The 20412-nt window shown below is 69.8% G+C and carries 35 protein-coding genes and 1 tRNA gene; 9 read left to right on the forward strand and 27 right to left on the reverse strand.

Annotated elements, in window-relative coordinates:
* The 19 genes from ABD352_RS17170 to ABD352_RS17260 form a co-directional block, all read right to left on the reverse strand.
* Positions 1-180 (reverse strand): hypothetical protein (locus tag ABD352_RS17170; RefSeq protein ID WP_344613374.1); only part of this gene is annotated, 180 nt, incomplete at its 3' end.
* Positions 177-362 carry a hypothetical protein gene (locus ABD352_RS17175; RefSeq protein ID WP_344613375.1) on the reverse strand — a complete coding sequence of 62 codons (186 nt, stop codon included), beginning with the start codon at positions 360-362 and terminating at the stop codon, positions 177-179. The genes ABD352_RS17170 and ABD352_RS17175, both read right to left, overlap by 4 nt.
* On the reverse strand, positions 359-580 hold the full coding sequence (locus tag ABD352_RS17180) for a hypothetical protein (protein WP_344613376.1): 222 nt from the start codon (positions 578-580) through the stop codon (positions 359-361). Before ABD352_RS17180 ends, ABD352_RS17175 begins: the two co-directional genes overlap by 4 nt.
* Positions 577-795 (reverse strand): hypothetical protein, encoded by a 219-nt coding sequence (locus ABD352_RS17185; RefSeq protein WP_344613377.1) that lies wholly within the window; start codon positions 793-795, stop codon positions 577-579. The genes ABD352_RS17180 and ABD352_RS17185 overlap by 4 nt, the downstream gene beginning before the upstream one ends.
* Before the next feature lie 88 nt (positions 796-883).
* Complete coding sequence (locus tag ABD352_RS17190) at positions 884-1084, reverse strand: hypothetical protein (protein ID WP_344613378.1); 201 nt, start codon at positions 1082-1084, stop codon at positions 884-886.
* Positions 1081-1296 carry a hypothetical protein gene (locus tag ABD352_RS17195; protein ID WP_344613379.1) on the reverse strand — a complete coding sequence of 72 codons (216 nt, stop codon included), beginning with the start codon at positions 1294-1296 and terminating at the stop codon, positions 1081-1083. The genes ABD352_RS17190 and ABD352_RS17195 overlap by 4 nt, the downstream gene beginning before the upstream one ends.
* Positions 1297-1338: 42 nt before the next feature.
* On the reverse strand, positions 1339-1536 hold the full coding sequence (locus tag ABD352_RS17200; RefSeq protein ID WP_344613380.1) for a hypothetical protein: 198 nt from the start codon (positions 1534-1536) through the stop codon (positions 1339-1341).
* Positions 1533-1757 (reverse strand): hypothetical protein, encoded by a 225-nt coding sequence (locus tag ABD352_RS17205; RefSeq protein WP_344613381.1) that lies wholly within the window; start codon positions 1755-1757, stop codon positions 1533-1535. The genes ABD352_RS17200 and ABD352_RS17205 overlap by 4 nt, the downstream gene beginning before the upstream one ends.
* Before the next feature lie 71 nt (positions 1758-1828).
* A complete protein-coding gene (locus ABD352_RS17210; protein ID WP_344613382.1) occupies positions 1829-4246 on the reverse strand; it encodes a hypothetical protein in 2418 nt (805 codons plus the stop codon).
* Positions 4247-4259: 13 nt separating this feature from the next.
* The gene (locus ABD352_RS17215; RefSeq protein ID WP_344613383.1) at positions 4260-5225 is read right to left on the reverse strand and encodes a hypothetical protein; all 966 of its coding nucleotides are present in this window, start codon (positions 5223-5225) and stop codon (positions 4260-4262) included.
* Entirely contained in the window at positions 5226-5597 is a 372-nt protein-coding gene (locus ABD352_RS17220) for a hypothetical protein (protein WP_344613384.1), read from the reverse strand.
* Between the two features lie 31 nt (positions 5598-5628).
* Positions 5629-5880: a hypothetical protein gene (locus tag ABD352_RS17225; RefSeq protein WP_344613385.1), complete on the reverse strand. Its 252-nt coding sequence runs from the start codon at positions 5878-5880 to the stop codon at positions 5629-5631.
* Positions 5881-6065: 185 nt separating this feature from the next.
* Positions 6066-6296 (reverse strand): hypothetical protein, encoded by a 231-nt coding sequence (locus ABD352_RS17230; protein WP_344613386.1) that lies wholly within the window; start codon positions 6294-6296, stop codon positions 6066-6068.
* Positions 6296-6418 carry a hypothetical protein gene (locus ABD352_RS17235; RefSeq protein WP_344613387.1) on the reverse strand — a complete coding sequence of 41 codons (123 nt, stop codon included), beginning with the start codon at positions 6416-6418 and terminating at the stop codon, positions 6296-6298. The genes ABD352_RS17230 and ABD352_RS17235 overlap by 1 nt, the downstream gene beginning before the upstream one ends.
* A complete protein-coding gene (locus ABD352_RS17240) occupies positions 6415-6912 on the reverse strand; it encodes a hypothetical protein (RefSeq protein ID WP_344613388.1) in 498 nt (165 codons plus the stop codon). The genes ABD352_RS17235 and ABD352_RS17240 overlap by 4 nt, the downstream gene beginning before the upstream one ends.
* Entirely contained in the window at positions 6909-8555 is a 1647-nt protein-coding gene (locus tag ABD352_RS17245; RefSeq protein WP_344613389.1) for a hypothetical protein, read from the reverse strand. Before ABD352_RS17245 ends, ABD352_RS17240 begins: the two co-directional genes overlap by 4 nt.
* A 119-nt stretch (positions 8556-8674) precedes the next feature.
* Complete coding sequence (locus ABD352_RS17250; protein ID WP_344613390.1) at positions 8675-8902, reverse strand: hypothetical protein; 228 nt, start codon at positions 8900-8902, stop codon at positions 8675-8677.
* The gene (locus ABD352_RS17255) at positions 8899-9309 is read right to left on the reverse strand and encodes a hypothetical protein (RefSeq protein WP_344613391.1); all 411 of its coding nucleotides are present in this window, start codon (positions 9307-9309) and stop codon (positions 8899-8901) included. The genes ABD352_RS17250 and ABD352_RS17255 overlap by 4 nt, the downstream gene beginning before the upstream one ends.
* Positions 9306-9569: a hypothetical protein gene (locus tag ABD352_RS17260; RefSeq protein WP_344613392.1), complete on the reverse strand. Its 264-nt coding sequence runs from the start codon at positions 9567-9569 to the stop codon at positions 9306-9308. Before ABD352_RS17260 ends, ABD352_RS17255 begins: the two co-directional genes overlap by 4 nt.
* 125 nt (positions 9570-9694) lie before the next feature.
* Between ABD352_RS17260 and ABD352_RS17265 the strand changes: the two genes are divergently transcribed.
* Positions 9695-10048: a hypothetical protein gene (locus ABD352_RS17265; protein ID WP_344613393.1), complete on the forward strand. Its 354-nt coding sequence runs from the start codon at positions 9695-9697 to the stop codon at positions 10046-10048.
* A complete protein-coding gene (locus tag ABD352_RS17270) occupies positions 10041-10571 on the forward strand; it encodes a hypothetical protein (RefSeq protein WP_344613394.1) in 531 nt (176 codons plus the stop codon). Before ABD352_RS17265 ends, ABD352_RS17270 begins: the two co-directional genes overlap by 8 nt.
* A 552-nt stretch (positions 10572-11123) precedes the next feature.
* On the opposite strand, the gene ABD352_RS17275 is transcribed toward ABD352_RS17270, so the two are convergent.
* Together ABD352_RS17275 and ABD352_RS17280 are read right to left on the reverse strand one after the other, a co-directional pair.
* The gene (locus ABD352_RS17275) at positions 11124-12803 is read right to left on the reverse strand and encodes a DNA primase family protein (protein ID WP_344613395.1); all 1680 of its coding nucleotides are present in this window, start codon (positions 12801-12803) and stop codon (positions 11124-11126) included.
* Between the two features lie 143 nt (positions 12804-12946).
* Positions 12947-13222 (reverse strand): hypothetical protein, encoded by a 276-nt coding sequence (locus ABD352_RS17280; RefSeq protein ID WP_344613396.1) that lies wholly within the window; start codon positions 13220-13222, stop codon positions 12947-12949.
* Between the two features lie 23 nt (positions 13223-13245).
* On the opposite strand from ABD352_RS17280, the gene ABD352_RS17285 reads away from it, so the two are divergent.
* A complete protein-coding gene (locus tag ABD352_RS17285; protein WP_344613397.1) occupies positions 13246-13707 on the forward strand; it encodes a helix-turn-helix domain-containing protein in 462 nt (153 codons plus the stop codon).
* On the opposite strand, the gene ABD352_RS17290 is transcribed toward ABD352_RS17285, so the two are convergent.
* Positions 13704-13973: a hypothetical protein gene (locus ABD352_RS17290; protein WP_344613398.1), complete on the reverse strand. Its 270-nt coding sequence runs from the start codon at positions 13971-13973 to the stop codon at positions 13704-13706. The genes ABD352_RS17285 and ABD352_RS17290 overlap by 4 nt on opposite strands.
* A 110-nt stretch (positions 13974-14083) precedes the next feature.
* On the opposite strand from ABD352_RS17290, the gene ABD352_RS17295 reads away from it, so the two are divergent.
* Complete coding sequence (locus ABD352_RS17295; RefSeq protein ID WP_344613399.1) at positions 14084-14338, forward strand: hypothetical protein; 255 nt, start codon at positions 14084-14086, stop codon at positions 14336-14338.
* Positions 14339-14347: 9 nt separating this feature from the next.
* On the opposite strand, the gene ABD352_RS17300 is transcribed toward ABD352_RS17295, so the two are convergent.
* A complete protein-coding gene (locus tag ABD352_RS17300) occupies positions 14348-14614 on the reverse strand; it encodes a hypothetical protein (protein ID WP_344613400.1) in 267 nt (88 codons plus the stop codon).
* Between the two features lie 205 nt (positions 14615-14819).
* Here ABD352_RS17300 and ABD352_RS17305 point away from each other — a divergent pair, with 205 nt between their 5' ends.
* The 3 genes from ABD352_RS17305 (at position 14820) to ABD352_RS17315 (ending at position 15771) form a co-directional block, all read left to right on the forward strand.
* Positions 14820-15053, forward strand: coding sequence for a hypothetical protein (locus ABD352_RS17305; protein ID WP_344613401.1), 234 nt, complete (start codon positions 14820-14822; stop codon positions 15051-15053).
* Positions 15054-15214: 161 nt separating this feature from the next.
* Positions 15215-15391 carry a hypothetical protein gene (locus ABD352_RS17310; RefSeq protein WP_344613402.1) on the forward strand — a complete coding sequence of 59 codons (177 nt, stop codon included), beginning with the start codon at positions 15215-15217 and terminating at the stop codon, positions 15389-15391.
* Positions 15388-15771 carry a hypothetical protein gene (locus ABD352_RS17315; RefSeq protein ID WP_344613403.1) on the forward strand — a complete coding sequence of 128 codons (384 nt, stop codon included), beginning with the start codon at positions 15388-15390 and terminating at the stop codon, positions 15769-15771. Before ABD352_RS17310 ends, ABD352_RS17315 begins: the two co-directional genes overlap by 4 nt.
* A gap of 319 nt (positions 15772-16090) precedes the next feature.
* On the opposite strand, the gene ABD352_RS17320 is transcribed toward ABD352_RS17315, so the two are convergent.
* The 3 genes from ABD352_RS17320 to ABD352_RS17330 all read right to left on the reverse strand — a co-directional run bounded on the left by ABD352_RS17320 (position 16091) and on the right by ABD352_RS17330 (position 18448).
* Positions 16091-17659, reverse strand: coding sequence for a TROVE domain-containing protein (locus tag ABD352_RS17320; RefSeq protein WP_344613404.1), 1569 nt, complete (start codon positions 17657-17659; stop codon positions 16091-16093).
* Positions 17660-17765: 106 nt separating this feature from the next.
* Positions 17766-17827, reverse strand: a tRNA-Ser gene (locus ABD352_RS17325).
* 201 nt (positions 17828-18028) lie between these two features.
* Positions 18029-18448: an excalibur calcium-binding domain-containing protein gene (locus ABD352_RS17330; protein WP_344613405.1), complete on the reverse strand. Its 420-nt coding sequence runs from the start codon at positions 18446-18448 to the stop codon at positions 18029-18031.
* A gap of 232 nt (positions 18449-18680) precedes the next feature.
* Here ABD352_RS17330 and ABD352_RS17335 point away from each other — a divergent pair, with 232 nt between their 5' ends.
* Positions 18681-19406 carry a hypothetical protein gene (locus ABD352_RS17335; RefSeq protein WP_344613406.1) on the forward strand — a complete coding sequence of 242 codons (726 nt, stop codon included), beginning with the start codon at positions 18681-18683 and terminating at the stop codon, positions 19404-19406.
* Here the strand turns inward: ABD352_RS17335 and ABD352_RS17340 are convergent.
* Positions 19403-20014: a hypothetical protein gene (locus tag ABD352_RS17340; RefSeq protein ID WP_344613407.1), complete on the reverse strand. Its 612-nt coding sequence runs from the start codon at positions 20012-20014 to the stop codon at positions 19403-19405. The two genes, ABD352_RS17335 and ABD352_RS17340, sit on opposite strands and share 4 nt — an antisense overlap.
* Before the next feature lie 86 nt (positions 20015-20100).
* Between ABD352_RS17340 and ABD352_RS17345 the strand changes: the two genes are divergently transcribed.
* Positions 20101-20361, forward strand: a complete 261-nt coding sequence (locus ABD352_RS17345; RefSeq protein WP_344613408.1) for a helix-turn-helix domain-containing protein — start codon at positions 20101-20103, stop codon at positions 20359-20361.
* The last annotated feature ends 51 nt before the right edge of the window (positions 20362-20412 follow it).

The raw sequence follows: 20412 nt of genomic DNA on the forward strand, positions 1-20412 counted from the left end.
CAGACGGTTGACGAGCTCCAGATACTCAGGCGACCCGAACGGCGGGCACTCGCACGGCGCCTTGCCGCACAGGACGCACCGCACCAGGCCGTGCGGCATGCGGCCCTCCGCGTAGGCGTCGAAGTCGGGTGACCAGACGGCGCCGAGCTCGTTGAGGGCGGCGACCGGGTCGGCGCTCACTGTGCACCTCCCGGCACGTCGTAGACGCCCTGGCCTACGGCAACCAGCTCCTGCCGCAGTACCGCGGCGTGTAGCTGCTCGCGCAGGTCGGCATCCCACTGCATGACGTGCAGTTCAGCCGCCAACTGCGGCACGGTGTGCGCGCCTTGCTGGACGGCGCGGACCAGGTCGGTGGTGGTCACGACGTCACCAGCCGCACCGCGGCCACGTCGGTGTGGTCGATGTCGAACTGCCACAGGCCGCCGCCGGCAACCCTGGCAGTGAACTTGGACCTGCCCGGCTCGCACGCGGTCGTGGCGAACGCGCGCAGGGCCACCGCGTCGTCGCCGGCCGCCACAACCGCAACCGGCGGACGGCCATCCCGGTACTCGATCACCGCCGCTGCACTCGTGGCGGTCACGACGTCACCGCCTCGAAGCGGCAGTCCCCGCGGTGGACGCACCCCCACAGGCAGCCGACGGCGCGCACCCGCCCACCCTCTTGCAGGCGGTCGATAGCGCCGCCGAACAGCCTGCGCTCGGCAGCACCGGTCGTTACGGTGTACTTCAGCTCGTCCCAGGTGGCCGTCCCGCGGCTCAGCACCTCGACGATCCCGGTCTCGATGGCGTGGCTCATGATGATGTTGCCCTTCTTCCTGATGGCTGATGGGTGGCTCCGGGCCCGCCGACAGCTGCCAGGCATGGGGGCGGGCCCGGAGGCGGTACTACTCGTTGACCAGGGCGTCGATCGCCTCGTCGGCCGACGCGAACACCTTCGTCCCGCCGTTCCCGTCGGTGACCGTCCTGTCGCCGGGGCCGTCGTTGACCGCGATCCAGCCGCGGTGCGAGTTCCACACCCGCCAGTTCCCGGACCCGGTCACGACCCGCGCCGACCCGTCGTTGTTCCGAACTACCTGGGCGTTCACGCCGGCACCTCCACGCCGAACGCAGCCAGGGCCTCGTCGCGGGTCCGGAACGTCGCCCGGAAGTCGGCGTTGAACCTCGACCGGAGGAACCCCTGCACCGGGTTGTCCGCCGTCCACAGGCCGTCGTCCATCTCGTGGACCGTCCAGTCGCCGACATCCGGCGGGCCGGGCAGCGTCACCGACCCGTCGGCGTTGATTCTGTACGTACTCATCGCGTTCCTCTCCTCTCACGCCGCCCTGTGCGGCGTCCGGGCCTAGTCGGCGAAGTAGTCGTCGCCGAGCTGCGCGCGGGCCGAATGGTCGTGGCTGGTGCAGTAGCCGTACCGGGACCGCGGGTCAGGCGGCTGCTGGCACGGGTCGACACGGGCACCGGCCGGGCATTTGCGCTGCACGATCCGCGCCCACTCGGCGGCGGGCACAAGCTGCCGCAGCCGCGGATGCAGCACCGTCACGCCGCCGCGCCCAGCACCGCGGCAACCGCAGCCTCGGCCGACGCGAAGTTGATCGCCAGCCTGGTGCCGCCGACCGGAATCAGTTGCGGCGCCTCGCCGTCGAACACCGCCCAGCTGGACGTGCCGACCTCCAGCACGTCAACCGCACCTGACGGCTGCCGGATCGTGTACCCGCCGCCGGGCCGCTCAGCCACCCGCGGGTCTTCCAGAACCTTGCTCATCGCACTCCCTCCTGCGGCGCATGCTGCGCCAGCTATTCGGTCACAGCCCTGCGCCGTGACCACGTCAAATGTCAGACGGCGCTCTCGGCACCCGAAGCCGTCGGCGCCTCCTGGCGGCCTCCGCCCGGCACCTCGTACACGCCGTTCCTGATCCGGCGGAGCTTCCCCGCCGCCACCAAGTCCGTCAGCGCCCCGTTGCGGGTGCCATCCGGCATGTCCTTCGTCGCCTGCTCGATCGCCTTCTTCGTCACCACCCCGTCCGAACCGGCCGCGGCCTGCGCCGCCTGCAGCACCACATCGCGGGATGTACCCGGCATCTCCGGGGCGGGCTGAGAGAGCCGCACCACCGTCCCCGTCGCCGCAGCAACCGCCGCGGCCTGGATCAGCTCGACAGCCTTCCCGCCCGGCAGCAGATCCTCATCGGCGCGGCCAGCGGCAAGAAGGCGCTTCACCCGCTCACGCCGGTCACCCCACAACACCCCAGACTCGAGTTGCGCCTCAGGCCCGAACACGCCCGGGGTGGGGTCCGCCAGCCACACCGCCATGTCGTCGCCGGTGTAGTCCGAACGGCCGTACACGTCGCGGGCGTTCAACCCCTGCACGAACATGAGCCCGGCCGTGGTCTCGCCGGCGTTGCAGGTGTGCTTGCCCCAGCGGGCGGGCAGCTGCACCGGGTCGATCGGGCAGTCCCCTTCGACAGCGGACCGGCCCGCAATGTCGGTCATCGCCCGGAAGATCAGCGTCTGGCCGGCCTTCAGCTGCTCCTTGATGTACGTGGAGCCGCCCAGGTTGTAGGCGGCCGGAACCTGGGTGATGAGCCGCATCTTGATGCCGCACTTGCGGCCCTGCCCAACGAGCTTCTCAACCAGGTCGAGGATGACCGGGTCGTCGATGTACGACTGGACCTCGTCCAGGGTGATGGCGAGCAGCGGCATGTCCTTGGTGGGCCGCCACGTCTTGATGTTGTTCTTCGCGAGCTCGTCGTTGCGGCGCAGCATCTCCTTCAGCGCAGCCAGCAACATGAGCGTGATCTCGGTCTTGTCCCGGGCGAACCAGTCGACGGCGTCCTTCAGCAGCCCGTAGGACTGGCCGCCCTGCGGGTCACCAACCCAATCCAGGACGAGCCCGTCCGAGTGCAGTGACGTCAGCAGCAGCTGCGCGACCAGCTCCGACTTCCCGGAGCCGGTACATCCGGAGATCAGGTCGTGCGCGGCGCCGGTCGACGTCCACCACGTGTAGCGGATGTCGGCGCCGTCGTCGTGCCGGCCGATCCGCGACACGCCCTTCTTCCAGTCGGACGCCCCGGCACCCTGCCACATCTTCACCTCGGCGAGCAGGTTGTCCGGCTGGACCCGCAGGTAGGCGACACCAAGGTCGGACTCGTCGGCGGTGAACGACACGTCGGCATAGGTGCAGCCGTACGCGGCGGCGATCCTGCCGAGCAGGAGGGGCCGCTGCTCCCGCATGTTGATCGTCCCCGGGTTGGCTGCGACGACGGTCGCGGTCCAGTTCGGCAGGACCGTCCGCTCCGACGCCCGGATCGGGCAGTTCGGCAGCCGTCGGAAGTCGGCGAGTTTCGTCCCGGCGAGCGGGCCGCCGTTGCAGCCGATGATGGTCGCCCATGTCGACTCGGCACGCAGCTGCACCGGGTCAGGGGCCGCGGCCACCTCCACCTCCGGCTGCGCCACCGCGACCGGGGCGGGCACGCCGCGGAGCCTCCGCGCCTCCGCCGCATCCCACCACCGCTTGCAGCCGATCGCCCAGCGGGCCATCGCCGCAGCCCACACCAGCAGCCCCGGCAGGGCCATAGCGTCGGTGGCGGCGAACGCGGTCGCCCACAGGCCAGCCTCAGCGCCGTACTGGGCGGCGTCGACAGCCTTACGCCGGATCTCCCAGACCCGACGGCCGGATCGCTGGCCCTTCTCAATCCGGCCCCGCTTCACCGCGCGCCGGGTCAGGGTCCGCTTCGTCACGAAGAACGCGCCGGCCGCAAGCACGGGCGCCGCCGCCAGCGTGGAAACGCCGGTATCAGCCAGCGACAGGGCGACGTCGGCGACGCCACCGGCCGCGGGCAGCGTCCACGGCCACAGCGACGCGCCGTACCTTTCGACCGCGGCCTTGGCGACGATCGCCGACTGCCCGCGCTCGGCGGGCGGCTGCAGCTTCTCGCCATGCTTCGGACAGAACGGCGCCGTCTCGCCCGGCAGCAGCCACGCGGCCGTGTCGCAGGCGGTGGTGCCGCCGCCGTTGGCGTTGATCTTCTTCGGGCACAGGTGCCGGACGTGCCCGGTCGGCTCGTTGTCGTCGTTGACCGGCACCGGGTGCGGCATCCGCTGCCGGATGCCGGTTCCCGGGTCGATGAACCAGGACTGCATCCGGGCCGCGCCCGCCGGCGGGGGGACCTTGCCCTGCCCGCTGCTGGCCGCGCCGAACCCGCCGCCGGCCTGGACGGTCGGCAGCGAGGCGGGGCGGTGGTCGGTCTTGGCCATCGAATCCTCCGGGTCAGCTGTTGAGACGGTCGAACTGGCGGGCGACGCCGAGCAGCTGCGGGCCGACCTCGCTGGCGCATCCCTTCGCGGCAGCCTCGGCGGCGGCGGCGGCCTCGGCGGTGCTGGCGAGGGCTGCGACGACACGCGAGTGGACGGCCTGCTGCACTTCGCCGACGGTGGCTTCGCCGAGGTGCTGGATGCGGCGGCGGGCCGCGGCGATCGCGGCGACGTAGGCGGCGGTGGCATTGTCGATGTCTCGCTGGATGGCGCGGGCCTCGGCGGCGCCGGAGACGACGCCGGTGACGTGGACGACGGCGGTCATGGGTTCCCCTTCGGAGGCGGGTGCTGCTGTCGGTGTGGGGGTGGTGTCGCGGATCGGCTCGCCGACCGTTGACGGGACCCGGATCGGCTCCGGGCCGGCCGTGGTGGCGGCCGGGTCCGGGTTGCCGCTGCCGGGCTGGGCGGTGTCAGCTGTGTCTGTCTGCGGTTGGTGGGTGGGGTCCGGTTCGTGGATGAGCGGCGGGTCGTTGTCGGGGTCGGCCGCGCCCGCAGCGGCGGTTGCGCGACCGGCGGCATCCGGCATGGTCGGGCCGGGTGTGGCGGGCGGGCTTTCCGGCCGCTCCCGCCACCGGTTCGCCCGTTCCGTGACCGCAGCGTCGATATGGTCGCGGATGCGGTCGAACAGGCCCGCGGTCTGCTTCCCGGCCGCTTCGGCAACCCGCCGGGCGGCCCGCCGCTGGCGGCGGTCATGCTCCAGATCCAGCCACAGGTCACGCCACGCGTTGCCGACGTACTGCCGCATCGGCCCGCCAGCCGCCGGGTCGATCCCGGCGTCCAGCAGCCGCTTCAGCCGGGCCTCGGCGAGGGGGGACATCTCGCCGCGCCGCGCGAACTCGAGTTCGGCGATCGCCTCCGCGACTAACTGCGGGCCGTGCTTGAACAGCCAGTAGGCGAAGACGCAGGCGACGAGGAGTTCCACTTACTTGCCCATCTGCTGCATCTGGTTGCCGACCTCACGCCCACTGTCGGCGATCTGGCCTCCGACGGCAGGCAGCGAAGCGGCGCCCATGATGATGAACAGGGGCAGCGCGAACGACGCGTACAGGGCGGGCTTGTCGGGCTTCTTGTCGGCGAGCCAGTCGACGATGATGACGCACGCGCAGACGATCAGTCCGGCGACGCCGACACCGGCGAGCCACTGGGCGCCGGCGATCCAGTTGCCGACGATGGTGCCGAGGAAGAACAGCCCGGCGAGGAACGCCGAGATGATCGACGTGTGCTTCATCTTCTTGTTCTGGGACTTGTTCATCTTGATCGCGACGAACAGCAGCGCCGCGGCGATCAGGAGCATGCCGAACCGGGAACCTACGGACAGCATGGCTTCACATCCTTCCGATGAGGTAGGTCACCGTCAGGGCGGCGGCGACCAGGTAGAACCCCACCCGGCGGGTGGGGCGGACGGCGATCCAGCGCAGCGGCCCGGTGAGCGCGGTCGGCAGCAGCAGGATGAGGGCGAACATGAGCAGCCGGTCTGTCCAGTTCGAGACCTGCCACAGGGTGTGGAGGGTGCCGGACTGGGCGGGGATTCGGGTGTTGTCGACGGCGGAGAGCCGCCACAGGGCGCGGATGCTCATCGGCCTGGCGGTGAACCCCCACCAGCGACGCCATCCGGCGGTGATCGAACCGGTCAGCCCGGGGATCTTGCCGACACGCTCAGTGATCGGTATTCTCGCGCGCGCAGGCGCGCGCACAGCCGGGCTGTAGAGCCGCGGCACCGCCCCGTTCGTCGGGGCAGGAATTTCACGCTCCGTCACCGTGGTCACTGTTGCGCCACCTCCAATGCGGCTTCCGCTTCCGGGTCGAGTTCGTTGATGCGGCCCCACACCAGCGCGACCGCCCCTTCCAGTTCGGTGGGGCCACGGTCGCCGGCGAGGGCGGTCAGCCACTGGCCCATGGCCAGGAGCTGCTGTTTTCTGGTCGGCGCTTTCGCGACCTGCGCGGCGTGATGCTGCCGCTTGTTCTGGGCTGGGCTTTTCTTGCGGCCGGCCATCAGCTGGCCCCGAGCCAGAAGGCGAAGGCGAACAGCGCCGGCAGGGCTAGCAGGGCGTACGGCACCCACTTGAAGGTGGCGATCTTCTGCTGCTGGCGGCGGGTCGTGGTCACGTCGGTCATTTGGTCACCTCCGATCCGATCTGGGCGGTGATCAGCCGCAGGGCGGCTCGGGCCTGGGCGGCGCTGATGGGCGCCCACTCGTCCGCCCGCCCAGTGGGCTGGCGGCGGGCACGGTGGGCGGCCCAGTTGTGGGCGGCGGCGTGGGCGATCGACACGCCCAACGCGACCCCGCCCAGTACGACGCCGGCGTAGCCCTGGGCGGGGCAGCCCGCCCAGTGGGCGAGGGCGCCCACTGCCCAGAAGGCGGCGGCAGCGCCGAACGCCCAGTGGGCGGGCTGCCCATGGTGGGCGGTGGGCTGGATGGGCTGGGCGGCCCCGGCGGGCGCCAGCCCAGTGGGCCGGGCGCCCAGGTTGGGCGTGGGCTGAGTCGAGTGGGCGGGGTGGGCGTGGGCTGACCCGCCCACCTCCGCAGTGGGCTGGGCCGGGTGGGCGCCCTGGGCTGACTTCCGCCCAGTGGGCTGGGCGCCCATGGTGGGCGTGGGCTGGGCGGTCACTGCTCCCCCTCGGTGGGCGTGTGGGCGTGGGCGGTGGGCTGGGCGTCCGCACGCTGGGCGCGCAGCAGGTTGATGAGGGTCTTGGCCGGCTCCTTCGACGACCAGCCCTGGTAGCCCTGCTCACGCATGTGGGCCATGACCTTGTCCCGGCCGGGCAGGTCGCCGGGGAACTCGCGGGCGAGGTCGGCCAAGCGGGACTGCTGCAGGTCGGTGAGCCCGGGAATGGGCGTGGGCGTGTGGGCACCCTGGGCGGCCGACTTGGGCTGGACCGCGGTGGGCTTGGTGGGCGGCTTGGGCACCCTGGGCGGGGTGGGCGTGGGCTGGGCGGTGGGCGCCTCGGCCTGGTCGCCCAGGTTGGGCGTGGGCTGGGCGTCGCCCCGGTGGGCGCCCTCATCACTGGCCGCCCAGGTGGGCTGGGCGGTGGGCGTGGGCGCAGTGGGCTGACTGGTGGGCGTGGGCTGGGCGCCCAGGTGGGCGCTCGTGGTGGGCGCCCACATCGGCTCGAGCGACCCCGCCCAGTCCGCCCAAGCCTGGGCGACCCCATCCCCGCCCACAGTGGGCGTGGGCTGGGTGGGCGTGTGGGCGTGGGCTGACCCGCCCATCTCCAACATGGGCGTGGGCGTGTGGGCGGTGGGCGCCTCGATCACGGCCGGGGTGGGCTGGCCCACCGACGACTCGACCCGCACCACGCTGGTGGGCGCCTCGGCGGCCAGCCGCGCCGGAGTCAGGTCGGCAGCGATGAGAGCGGTCAGCCCGTCGTAGTCGGCGCCGTCCGCGAGACGCACCGCGACCTCGTCGAGGTTGTAGGCGCTGATCGCGATGTCGGCCGTGGTCGGGTCGACGGCGGCGCGGATCTTGCGGTGCAGCACCTTGGCGATCGCCGAGGTACGCCGCTCCTTGCGCTTCTCCGCCTTCGCCGCCTCGATCGAGCTGTACAGCCCGAGCTTCTGGTTGGCCTTGGCGAGGTTTTTGGCCCGCAGCGTCAGCCACGGGTGCCGCAGCCAATGCCCGACCATCTCGTAGGCAGGAGTGGTGGGGGGCAGGTCGCCCTTCGCGCGGAGCCGGTCCCGGCGCTGGTTCTCGGTGTGCATCAGCCACACCAGGTAGCCCAGGGCCGACATGCCGGCGAAGAACCCGCCGAGCAGGTGGTTGGCGTGGGCCATCCAGTTGAAGACGACAGCACCGGCGGAGATCGCCGCGGACAGCAGCCGGGAGGCGACAGCGCGCTCGCCGAGGCGGCGGCGGACGTCAGCGTTGTTGAGGACGACGACAGCGCCAACCTCGAGGGCGGCGACCGGGCCGATCGCGACATACCACTCCAGGCCGAGGGCCTCGACCGCGCCGGACACCTGACCGCCGAGGGCGGTGGCAAGAACGGCGGCGTAGAACAGCTGCCGCATGTAGCCGGACTGCCGGACGGCCTTCGCCAGCTCGGCGTCGAGCTTGATCTGCTCGGCGGTCGGCGCGGCGGTCTCGACGGTCGGCTGGGCGGGCGCGGCGTCCTGCTCGGCGGTCGGCTTCACGATGGGCCGCTCAACCCATTGGGCGACCTGGATCGGGTGGATGAGCGGCGGCTGGTGGCCGTTGGCGCGGGCGCCGAACGGGGAGGCCGAAGCCCGGGCGTCTGTGAACAGCGTTGTCATGTGGTCACCTCCTTCACGCGGTTAGGCCCGGCCGGGGGCGCGACGGGGGACGCAGCCTCCCGGCCGGACGTTGGGGCCCAGCCGCCGCCCTCTGACGGCGGCCGGGGGCTTGTGGGGTTTCACTGGGGCCGGACGTCGGTGACGACGACACGGATGCCGGCGCCGACCTGGCCGCGGCTGAGCATGTGGTTGCGGATGGCCTCGGCGGTCCCGGCCCAGTAGCCGGCGACGGTCACCGGGTCGGCCCCGTCGGTCGGCATGACGCCGGACATGGCGAGGTCGCCGTGCCCGCAGAAGGAGCCGTCGCCGTTGATGGTGACGAACCGGACGGTGAACATGGTGTTCACGCCAGCACCGCCTCGCGCTGCTCGAGCCCGGCCGCGTACGCCTCGGCGGCGTACTGGTCGAGCTGGTCGCGGGTGACCGCGTACAGCGGGTTCCGCTCGTAGTCGGCGTAGCGGGCCAGCTTGTCCTGCTCGAGGTCGTCGCGTTCGGCCTGCGACATGAACACCTGCGCCTGCGCGATGTGGTCGGCGAGCTCGGTCAGGATCGTCTCGGCGAGCTTCAGGTGCGCTTCGACGCCAGAGTCGACGCAGACGCCGAGGTCGGCGGCGGCGAGGTGCAGGCCACCCTGGGCGCCGGTGCAGATCGCGGCGGCCTCACGGAGCTTCTCGGCGAGGCTGGCGCGGGACAGCGGGTCGGTGACCTTGGACGCGGCACGGCGGGCGAAGCACTCGGACTCGTTGGCGTTCACGCGGCGATCCCTTCGGGAGTGGCGGGCCGGGTCAGGTGGAACACCCGGGCGCGGGACAGGCCGACCAGGCGCGCAATCGCGCCGGCCGAATGCTTGGTGCGGGCCTCCGCGAGCGCCAGGCGCCGCAGCTCGTACAGCTCCGGCGACAACGTGCCGCAACGGCGCGCAACTCGCGTGATCGCAGCCGCCCGCTCCACGGGGGACTTGATCGCGCGCAGCTCGTCGACCGACGGGGCGGCGCTCAACGTTGGACTTGACACCTCAACTCCCGTCTAGTGCGCTAAACGATGTGGTTAGAGCTAACCGTACAGCGCGCTAAACGACTTGTCCAGGGCTAACCAGTCACGTCGTACAGTGGCCTATACACGTCCCGTACCCTCTGCCTATGAGAGATCAGGACAGGCCAACGGGCGGGCCGCCCCAAGAGGCGGACGACCTCGGCGACCTCGTCCGCGCCTACAACACCGCCGGCAGCCATGCAGACGGCGCCGCCGACATGCAGCGCCGATTCGAGCTATGGAACGCGCTCACCGAAAAGCTCAGCGAACTGCACGACCTCGCCATGAGTGCACGCGACCGGGTCGTCACCGAGATCTGGCAAAGCGAAAGCCTGTCGCTCGCCAAACTCGCCGACCGCGTCGGCCTGTCAAAGGCCCGCGCCGACCAGATCATCCGCGAACAGACCGGACGGCCCGCCTCGAAACGCACCCCCCGCAGGAAGGACACCAGCCATGAGTGAGCCGATGACCGTCTACCCCGAAGTCTGGCCGGTAGCGGCCGACGCCAAAGGGCTGTGGCTGATCTCCGGCGACGGGCCATGGCGGCCGGCACTGCCGATCTACGCCGACGGCGACGTGCACCAAGAGGTCGAGCTCGAGCTGTCCAGCAACGGCATCGACCGCGCCGACGTCGTGCTGCTGCACTCGACCAGCTGGCGCGCCGACGGGCCCGCGATCGTCCTGACCTACATCGCCATCGTGCGCAAACCCGGCTACGTCCGGCAGAACTGGCCCGGGGCGGAACCCATCAGTCCACTCCTGCCGGCCGCAGTCGGAAAGCCGCCCACGCACGCCGCCGACGAGGCGCCGGCGCCGCGGTACGTCGACTGCCTGCTCCACGCGATCCGGCACGTCGCGTTCCTGCGGGACCGGGACGCGACCGCCGCCGCGGTGCTCGACGAGCACTGGCTGTCGGCGTTGTCGGGCCTGGACCCGGCGCTGGCCGGGATGTACGCGGATCAGCACTGCCGCCGCGCCGCCTGACCGGAAGTGAAGGGCGCCCCGGCCTCTGCGGAGGTTCGGGGCGCCTTGCCGTTTCAGGGCGTGTTCCGGCTCGTCGTGGCTGGGGTTGAGGCGGCGAGGACGGGACGAGTCGCTGAGCCTGCTTCGCGGGCCGCTTGCGCCGCGTTGGGTGCGGAAGGGCCAGCCGAACGCTTCGATGTACCAGGCGTACCAGGCATGTACCAGGCACGTACCAGGCGTGTCGATCAACGTTTCCCCTGGTCAGAACCTGATGTACCAGGCGTACCAGGCACCTTGACGTATCAGCGTCATACGCGCGAGCAGTAAAGCAACTCAACCGTTCAGCTGATAGGCGGTCGCCGTTCGCATGATTTGCATTTCGCTGCTCCTCCATAGGAGCAAGTAGGCGCCTGGTACGCCTGGTACGCCTGGTACATCGACGCTGACCTGCACAAACAGCCCGCAAGCCGCCTGGCACATGCCTGGCACGCGCCTGGTACACCCACCCGGCCGCCTGGTACATCGACGCCAAAAAGCCCCAGCCACAACGGCCGGGGCTTCAGCACGAAGTGATCAGGCGGCGGCAAGCCACCGCTGGCCAGCCGGCGGGCCGGACAGCGACCCGGGCCACAGCTCATCCAGGCCGAACACCGCCTGATAGCGGTCCTCGCGGCTGCCCTCGCGCTTGAACCGCAGCAGCCCGTTTCCCGCCGACCGCAGCGCCTGCGAGAACTGGTTCTTCTCCATCCGATGCTCGCGGCCGTTCTTGTCGCACCACGACAGGTAGGCGGCGAACACGTCATCAACGGACCGCGGCGTTGCACCGTCCCGGCGCTCCGGCGAGAGCGGCTCGGCCCGGTCCTGCAAGAAGCCGGCAACCGGCGACCCGGAGCGCTCCATCTCCTTGCCGATCTCCTCGGCTTCCTCCGGCATCGTGAACCGGCCGGCCGCGCGCAGCCGCGTCAGGCCCTGCATCGCCCACAGCAGGATGCCCGTCATCTCCGCAGTGAGTTTCCCCTCCAACTCGATGTCCTCGCGCCCGGCGAACGACTCTTCGAACATCAGCGGGATCAGCCGCAGCTGCGCGGCGCCGGACGCGTCGGGGATGACCGGCATGTCGTTGGACATGAACGTGAATCGCACCCCGAGCCGTCCTTGCCACGCCTTGCGGTTTTTGCGGGGCACGCTGATCGAGTCCTCGCCGCTGATCGTTTTGACCCGCTCGGCCGCTTCAACGCCGTCCCGGATGCGCCAGTTGACGTCGCCCATCAGCACGAGCGTCTTACCGATGAGCTGCTCCAGGCCGAAGTGGGATGCGAGTTCCCCGAGGGTGGGGCTGGTGACGTTTTCGCTGCCACCCATCAGCGCGAGCAAGATCCGGCCGATCGTGCCCTTGCCGCAGCGTCTCGGTCCGATCAGCGCGGCGATCTTCTGATGCTTCGTGTCGCCGCTGAGCAGGTAGCCGAACCACTCCTGCAGGAAGGCAATCGAGAGCGGCTTACCCGGGAAGACCTGGGCGAGGAACGCAAGCCAATGCGGGCAGGTGGCTTGCGGATCGTAGTCGAACGGGAGGGCGGTGAAGTTGAACCGGCTCGGGTGGTGCGGGAGGAGCTCGCGGGTGGCGAGGTCGACGACACCGTTACGGCAGTACAGGCCGATCTCCGCTTCGAGGTCGGCGCCGCGGTGTAGCACCCCAAATTGCAGCGCGTGGAGTAGCGCGTTGATGCTGCCCATGTACGGCGACCACGGTCTGACGGTGTCTTCGTCGTCGACGTACTCGGCGTGCTCGGTCGCCTCGTAGAGCCGGTTGATAATGGTGGACTCATCCATGGGCTTCCAGTTGCAGCCCGTGTAGCGGTACCACTCGCCGCGCCAGTAGCGAACGTGCGGATGGCCGTCGGTGCTTCGCCAGCGGGACACCAGTTCCCGGGAGACGTCCATCGGCGCGCGCGGCGGCGGTAGCAGGGTGCCACGTTCCCTGGCGATTTCGACCTGGGTGTTGCGGTTGACGACCTGCGCTTCGAGGGCGCCGGCGGCGCGTTGCTCTTTGCGCTCGCGACGGATCGCCCTGACGATGGTGTTGAAGTCGCCCTTGTTCAGGCCGTGGCTTACGGCCCAGTCTTTCCATTCGAGGAGCTGAACGTCATCGCAGAGGGCGATCTGGGCGACGATGCGGCGAACTTCGCCGACCCGTTCGCCTTCAGGGAGCGCGAGTACTTTGAGGCTGCAGTTGTCGCGGCTGAGGTCGGTCACGAGACGCCCGCCGTTGGACGTATCGCGCCGGGGCAACGTGTTGTCGTATGCTCATCTGCGAGCACGGTTGAACCCCTCATGTTCAATCCTGGGCCCGGCATATGCGGTGGGGATTACCGCGCCGGGCCTCTGCTTTTGTGGCGTCAGGACCCGGCCGGGAGCCGGATTTCGAAGAGGTCTTCGAAAGTGGGCGCGTTGATCCGGCGGCGCCTCGCGACCGCTGCGGTGCCAGTCAGGATTTCGGCGAGACTGCGGTCGCCGACCCGGTATCCCTTGCGGGCGCGGTAGAGGTTCAGGGAGCGCATGTGAAGCTGCCTTGCCTGGCCTTCGATGCTGAGGAGCGCAAGTTCGCCGAGGAAGTCTTCGAAACGGTCGAGCCGGAGGTAGATGCCGCCCTCGACAGTAGATCCAGCTTTCATAGCTGGAAGTCTACCACCTATTCATGAAAGCCACCGTCCATGACGGGGCTAGCCGCCACCTGCGGAAGAGTCCAGGCATACTGGCCGACGTGGCAGAGGGCACGCGCACACCGACCGACTTCGGGGCCTACCTCCTCGGGAGGATGAGCACGAAGGGCATGCAGCGTCAGGTCGACCTTGCCAGGGCGGCCGGCGTCGGAGACGCGACGATCAGCCGGCTCATCTACTCCAGCGAGTTCACACCCGACGTCCGCACCTTGGAGCGGATCGCTGAGGCGCTCGGTGTGCCTGCCACTGACCTTGTTGCGCGCCGAATGGGCGACCTTCAGCCGCCGAAGGTTCTCCCGCCGGTCTTGGTCGAACTGGCCGCCATGCTCGACCCCGAATCGCCGCTTCCCGCCGAGGATCGCCGGCGGCTGGAGTCGATGCTCGAGCTGCTCGCCGACGCCAACCGCGGGGCGATGCTCCGTAAACGGACGGCCTAGCGGTCCTTCTCGTCAACCTCCGACGAGTGGGCCACGAACACCATCTCGATGTCGCGGCTGCCGTGCCGCTTGATCTGCAGGTCGTACTCGTGAAGGTTATCGATCTTGCCGCCAGCCCGCTTGACGGCGTCGACGAACAGCTTGGTGAGGAGCCCGTCGATGCCAAGCTGTTCGGGGTCGTCGAGGTCAAGGGTGCGGCTGAACGGGTCGAGGCGTTCGTTGTATTGGTTGCGGCGAAGCTGCATCGTGTAGCGCTGCAGGGCCATGGTCACCATCCGGGGTCGAGGGGTCTCGTCGGGTGATCGAAGGGTAGCCGACCGCCTGCTCGCGCGCTTCTATCTGGCGTGTCGCCTCCCGCCCGGTGCAGGATCCGCGGATGGCCGAACATCCCGCTGTTGCCGCCGCCCGTGCCGCCCACGCCCGCGGCGATGCCGTCTACCAGCACACGCTGACGCTCAGCGCCCACATGGGGCTACAGCCGAAGGGGTATTCGCTGCCTGCGAAGGCCGACGACATCAACCCGGTGCTGAACGCGGTCGCGGTCGCCGGCTGGGAGCTGGTCACGGCCGGCATCATCAACCATGCGGGCAGCACGGCGGTCAGCATGACCTACGTCTGGCGCCGACGCTGACCGGCCTGGTCAGGACGCGTCAGCGTCGCCCCGCTTGGCCACCTGCGCCACGACCGCCGCGGCACCAAATGCGACGGTGGCCGCAACGCCGCCGAGAAACATGACGCTGATCGCCGGGGCCAGGTCCGCGGGTTTCGTCTTGGCGCCGTAGCCGCCGTCGTCCGGCCACAGGTTGAGCCCGCCGATGACGGCGAGGACCACCCACAGGGCGCCGAGGACGTTCATCGCGACGGCGATGCTGGGGATGCCTCGCGTGCGGCTGGCGGGTGAGATCACTGGGCCTCCTCTATCGCGGAGCCTCGATCCTGCCGAGGTGGTGGCCACCTGGCAACCGGGCAGTTGGCCGCCTGACCGGGCCGGGAGACGACCGGAGGGTGGCCGGTCCGGTGACCTGTTCCGCGTCGCTGTCGACTGGCGAATCCCAGCGCTGTAGTTCACACATGCCCCTTGAACTGCGCGAACTCCGAGCGATCATGGGCTGATGGTGGAGGCGGTGCTGCACGCCGGCGGGTGGCGGGTCGAGGCGGTCTGGTGCGACCGGGACGGCACCGGCGAACGCATGTGGCATCTGGCGGCCGACCCGCGTGGCGGCGAGTACTGGGTGACCACCAGCCAACTGGAACGGTTGCTTCGCCGGAGCGGACTCGACATCGGAGACCTCACCCCCGTCACCACGCCTACCCAGACCGTCCGCGGCAGCGACCGCTGCGAGTAGCGGCGCAAAAGAAAACGCCCGAGGTCAAACCTCGGGCGTCACTCCAAATCCCCTGCCTAGCCCGGCCCCGCCAAGCCAGGCCATACCCGGCCTAGCCTCGCCCCGCCACGCTTGCCGTTCGATCCTAGCCGAGCCTCGTGGCCCGGCGGTACCCTGAGGTCATGGCCGACCAGCAGCCCGACACCCGCGGCGACTACGTCGACGAGCGCGGCGTCCTGATCACCGCCGCCGGCCGTGCCCGGATGCGGGAAAAGCTGGACGAACTCGCGAACCGCTGGACGCCGGAGCAGCGCGAGGAACGCCGCCAGGCACTGCTGGCCCGGCTCCGCGCCGCGTGACCGACGCCCAGCTCGCCCTCGACACTTCCGCTGTCCTCGCCTACGTCGCCGGGTCGACCGGCCTCGGGGAGCTGCTGGGCGAGGTGACGGAGGAGAAGCACCGCTTCGCCATCCCCGCCGTGTGCCTGGTCGAGGCCGGGCTGAAGCTGGATGAGGCGTCGTGGCCGATGCTCGACGTCCTCGCACGGCACCCGGCCGCGGTGGTGGTCGGGCTGGACGCCGCCGGCTGGAAGCCGCACGCGTCGGCCGCCGCCCTGTTCGGCAGCCCGGGTGCCGGCGCCGCGGCGCTTCTGGTGGCCGAGGGGCAGGTCTGGTATGTGGCGACCCGAAGCCCTGACGTGTACGGCGACGCCGTCGACACGGTCCTCATCGAGGACTGAACTGCCAGTTTGCTGCCAGCTGCGCCCAGACTGGCAGTTCGGCTACCGCAGCCCGTCGCGGCACGATCAGCTCCCGGCCGGAATCGAGCTGGGCTCAGTCCCAACCGACAGTCGATCTGCGGCCAGCCCGCAGCGACACCACCCGATCAGCCGAAGCGCCCCCGCTGCGACGCGAGTAGGCAGGAGGCGGGCCGGCGCGACGGCCAGGTGGCTCCACCGGAGTCGCCGCCTTCCGCAGCACGGCAGTCGTCGCGCCGGCCGCGAACAGCACGACGCCCCGGGCCGCGTAACGAACGGTCCGGGGCGTCGCAGTCTTGAATCAGAACGGCCACTCGCCGTCGCGTCCCGCCTCCAGCAGCGGGATCATCTGGAAGCCGGCATCGGTCAGCCCGCCGAACGTCCACCGGTTCCGGCCCGACGCCGTCGAACCCACCTGGTAGCCGCCGATGTTCCACACGTATGCCGGCACCGTCCGCGGCAGCACATCGTCGATTGTCCGGTACCGACCCGGCTGGTTCTGCTCGTCCGTAACGATCACCACCCGGTCATGCCGGTCGAAGTGCTGCGCGATCGCACCGAACGTATCCGTGCCGTCGATCATCTGGAACTTGCCCATCAACCGCAGCACCGCCTCACCCTTCGCGAACGGCACCCGGGCGCTGGTGTTGCCGTACCCGACGAGGGTCGCGTCCGCGGCCCGCAGGGCGACCGCCGCGCCGAACAGCTTCGCCAGGTCGGCGTTGGAGATGTCCCGGTTCTGCTGTGCCGTCGAGAAGCCGTAGCCGGGGAACATCGACGGCGACTGGTCGACCAGCACCAGCGTCCGGCCCGGCAGCGCCGGCACGTTCGCCAGCGACGCCCGCAGCGCCTTCTCGAGCGCGTTGCCCCACCGCAGCGACTGCACCGCGCTGTGTGCCGCGTAGAACCGGAACGGGAACTGCCGCGACTTCGCCACCTGCTCCGGGTCTGCAAGACGTACCGCGACCTGGTCGGCGACCTGGTCGGAGACGCCGGCCTCGTCGAAGTTGCGCAGGTTCCGCAGCAGCGCCATGTACCCCATCGACGGGATCAGCGCCTCCCACAACCTCGCCTTGTCAACCCTTCCGCCGGCCAACGATAGGGCGTTCTCCCACGTCCACCCAGCCTCGGCCAGCCGCTCCGGGTCGAGCAGCACCGCCGGGTCGGCCACGGCGTCAAGCCGCAGCTGCAGGTTGGCGATCAGCGTCGACAGCGTGCCGGGCACAGTCACGTCGTCGCGGCACGGCCGCCAGTCGAGCGCCACCTTGAACAGGTCCCCCTGCCACGGCGCCGCCGGCTTCGGGTGGGTCATGTCGATGACGTCGCCGAACCGCCAGCCTTTCGACACGGTGTCGTACTTCAGCAGTGACCGCTCCGAGTAGAGCCGGACCGCGGCGTCGGCGACACCGTTCTTCACTGGCATCGGAATCTTCCGGCCGTACCGGGACGTCCAGTAGGCGAGCGCCTCGCCGGGCTCGTCGGCACGCTGCAGCACCGACGCGACCACCTGCCGGCCGCCGGGCAGGCCCGCGGCGAGCATCGCCCGGGCGGCTTCGAGCCCGCCGACGAGGGACGCGGAGCGCATGTTGGCGCCGGCGCGCAGCCAGCGCAGGAACCGGCTCGTCCAGTCGGGGTCTTCGACGGCGACGGCGCGGACGAGCTCGGTGTAACGGGAGTCCCGGCCGTTGGCGGCCTCGTAGAACGTGGCTTCACCGACCATGTTGGCGACGGCGAGCAGGAACAGCTCCGACTTGACGTCACGGGCGTAGCCGACCCCACCTTCGTGGGTGGTACCGCTCGGCCGCTGCTCGGAGATGATCGGGCCGGTCCCGGACGCGGCACGGGTGGCCGTGGTGTTGAACTTCGACATTGCCTCAACCCTTCGCATGGGGAGGCTCATCAACTTCTGAGCGGTGCCGAGAACCAGGTCGGCGAGGGAAACATAGTTGCTCTGCCAACTGAGCTACACCGGCCGAAGCCGGCGGCGGGACTCGAACCCGCGACCAACCCATTAAAAGTGGAAGTAGCCCTCACCTGCGCACAGGCACCGCTCATGAAGTTGTGGGCCGTCCCGAGAACAAGACGCCGCGCGGTGTTTTCAGCCAAAGAAGTAACCGCATGGCTTCACAAAGGAACAGCAGGGGTCACGGTAGCAGCGACTTAAGGCGATGTCTCGCCGATTCGCCCGGAATACCGGAAGGTGGCGCCGTCCAACGCAGCACGGCAGCCGCCGCGCCCACTACTCGCACGCCACCCCGTCACCATCCCGGTCCAGACCAGACCGATAACCCGGCTCACCGCGGTACAGCGGCGCCGCACCAGCCGCCCGCGCCGCCGCACAGTTCTTGTAGTAGACGTTCTCGTCCGGCTCCGTCGGATCGGGCGCTGCCGTCTCCGTCGTCGGCGGAGGTGGCACGACGACGGCCGTCGTCGGCGGGACCTCAGCCGCCCCGGCACAGTCGCCGTTCACCAACCGGCCGCTCGCGCAGAACGTCGGTGTCGGCCGCGGCGATGCCCCACTGGACGGCGACAGTGTCGCGGACGGCGACACAGTGGCGGACGGCGACGCTGCGGGCACCGCCGCGTCCTCGGGATGATCGCCGCAGCCGGTGAGGGCGAGAACGGCGAAGGCTGCGGCGGCGACGTGGCGGAAGGTCATCCGCGGATCCTGTTCGCGTTCATGCCGGAATGGGATCGGCGTACGGGCAGCCGAATCGCCTGCAGCAGCACAACGCCCCGACCGGAAGGCCGGGGCGAAGGCGGCGGCTCGGGGCGTCTCAACCGGACGGCGCCGGAAGGGCCTGCCAGCAGGCCTGAACTTGACCGACTCGCAGCCATCGCAACCAGCAAAGAGGACGGCAACATTTTGAGATGTTGGCTAGAATATGTAAATGACATCGGAGGCGAGCAGGCTCACCAAGGAGCGCTGGTATCAAGCTCTGAAATCCACGCAGGCCGGCGGCTTCACCGGCCTGGCAGGTGAGACATTCCTGGCGATCCGAGAGCTGGGCAACGACGTCGGCACGCCGATCACCCCTGACGTCATCGACCGCATCACCGCCCGTCTCGGTCCACAGAACCGGGACCTGGCCCTCGACCTGCTCGACGCAATGGATCAGCATGGCTGGCTAATCAGGATGGACCTCGACCGGTACGAGTTCGCCATCCCCAGCTACGCACGCCCCCTCCCGACACCCGGCAAGAAGCCGGTTTTCGCGGTCGAACGAGCCGCATCCCACCAGAAGCCAGTAGCCGTTCAGGCTCGCGCTTCGGCGCCCATCGTGTCGCAGGGCGTTCAAGAAGAACGGCGTTGCGCGCTGTACAGGTGGCGCGACCAGAAGCAGGCCCTGCTTTACGTCGGGATTACGGAACACGTGGCGACGCGCTCCTACGCGCATGCAGCTACGTCGATCTGGTGGGCGTTCGCCCGGCGTCAGGACGTTGAGTGGTTCCCGAGCCGTGCTGAGGCCGAAGTTGCCGAGCGCGCGGCGATCCGCAGCGAAGCCCCGATCTTCAACAAGGCACACAATGCAAGCCCCGAAGCGGCGCAGCGCGTCGTCGAGTACCTGACGCTGAGGAAGCGCCTCGACCTGCTGCCGGCGAAGCTTGCGGCCTAGCCCTGCGACGCACCTCGCGATGTTGGTGGAAGCAGCCCCAGCTCGCGCGCCCGGGACACCAGGTTCGATGCCCCGCCAACCGTCAGGCCGAAGTGGTCGGCGACCGCCGACGTCGGCTTGCCGCTGGTGGCGTACGCGGCCCGGTAGATCGTGGCGGCCTCCTGAAGCCGCTCCCACGTCGACTGTCGCAGGCTGGGGGGCTTCGCCGGGGCCACCACCTGCCCGGCGTCGAGCCGTTCCCGCTCAGCACGGATGATCTCGCCGAGCTTCAGGTCGCGGACCAAGGTCAGGGGTAGCGGCACCCCAACCGTCGGCATCTGCAGGTGGGGTGGAACCGCCCGGTTCTCTGCCGGGCTGGCCATAGACGACAGCTTCATCCCCACGCATTCGGTCCGGCCGTCGATCTGCTGCCAGTACAGGCGCAGCATCCACGGGCCCTGCTCCTCGTCGGGGAAACGCTGGAAGGTCAGCGTGACGTCACCGAAGTCGCGCAGCTCGGCCGCGTCCACACCTTCGGTGCTCGCAGCCTGGTCGACGTGGACACGGGCCGGCATTAGCTTCTCCCCCACGCCGCAACCGTAGGCAGTTCTCAAGAGGCTGGCAAACATCTCCCGCCGACCCGCCGCACTTTCCAAGATCTTGCCAAGTTTTCAAGAGGTTGCACACCACTCAAGAAGCTGCCATCATTGATGACATGACGAAAGAAGCCCTGCTGGGCGTCGCCGCTGCGCGCCGTTACGCCAAGGACGGCACCGGTCGGGAGATCCGCAAGCGGGCCCGACTGTCAATGCGTGAAGTAGCCGCAACCATCGGCGTCAGTAGCCCGACTCTCTCCAACTGGGAGATCGGCCTGACCGCCCCTCACGGCGGACCCGCGGTCAAGTGGGCTGAACTCCTCGGCGCTCTCGTCGAGCAGGAGTGCATCGCTGCGACCGAGGCCGCGAAGGCCGCCTGACCCCTCAAAAGGACTGAGCCGGCAGCGCCTCGACCGCGCGTACCGGCTCTC

It is taken from the genome of Dactylosporangium salmoneum (genome assembly GCF_039532525.1).
GTDB lineage: Bacteria > Actinomycetota > Actinomycetes > Mycobacteriales > Micromonosporaceae > Dactylosporangium > Dactylosporangium salmoneum.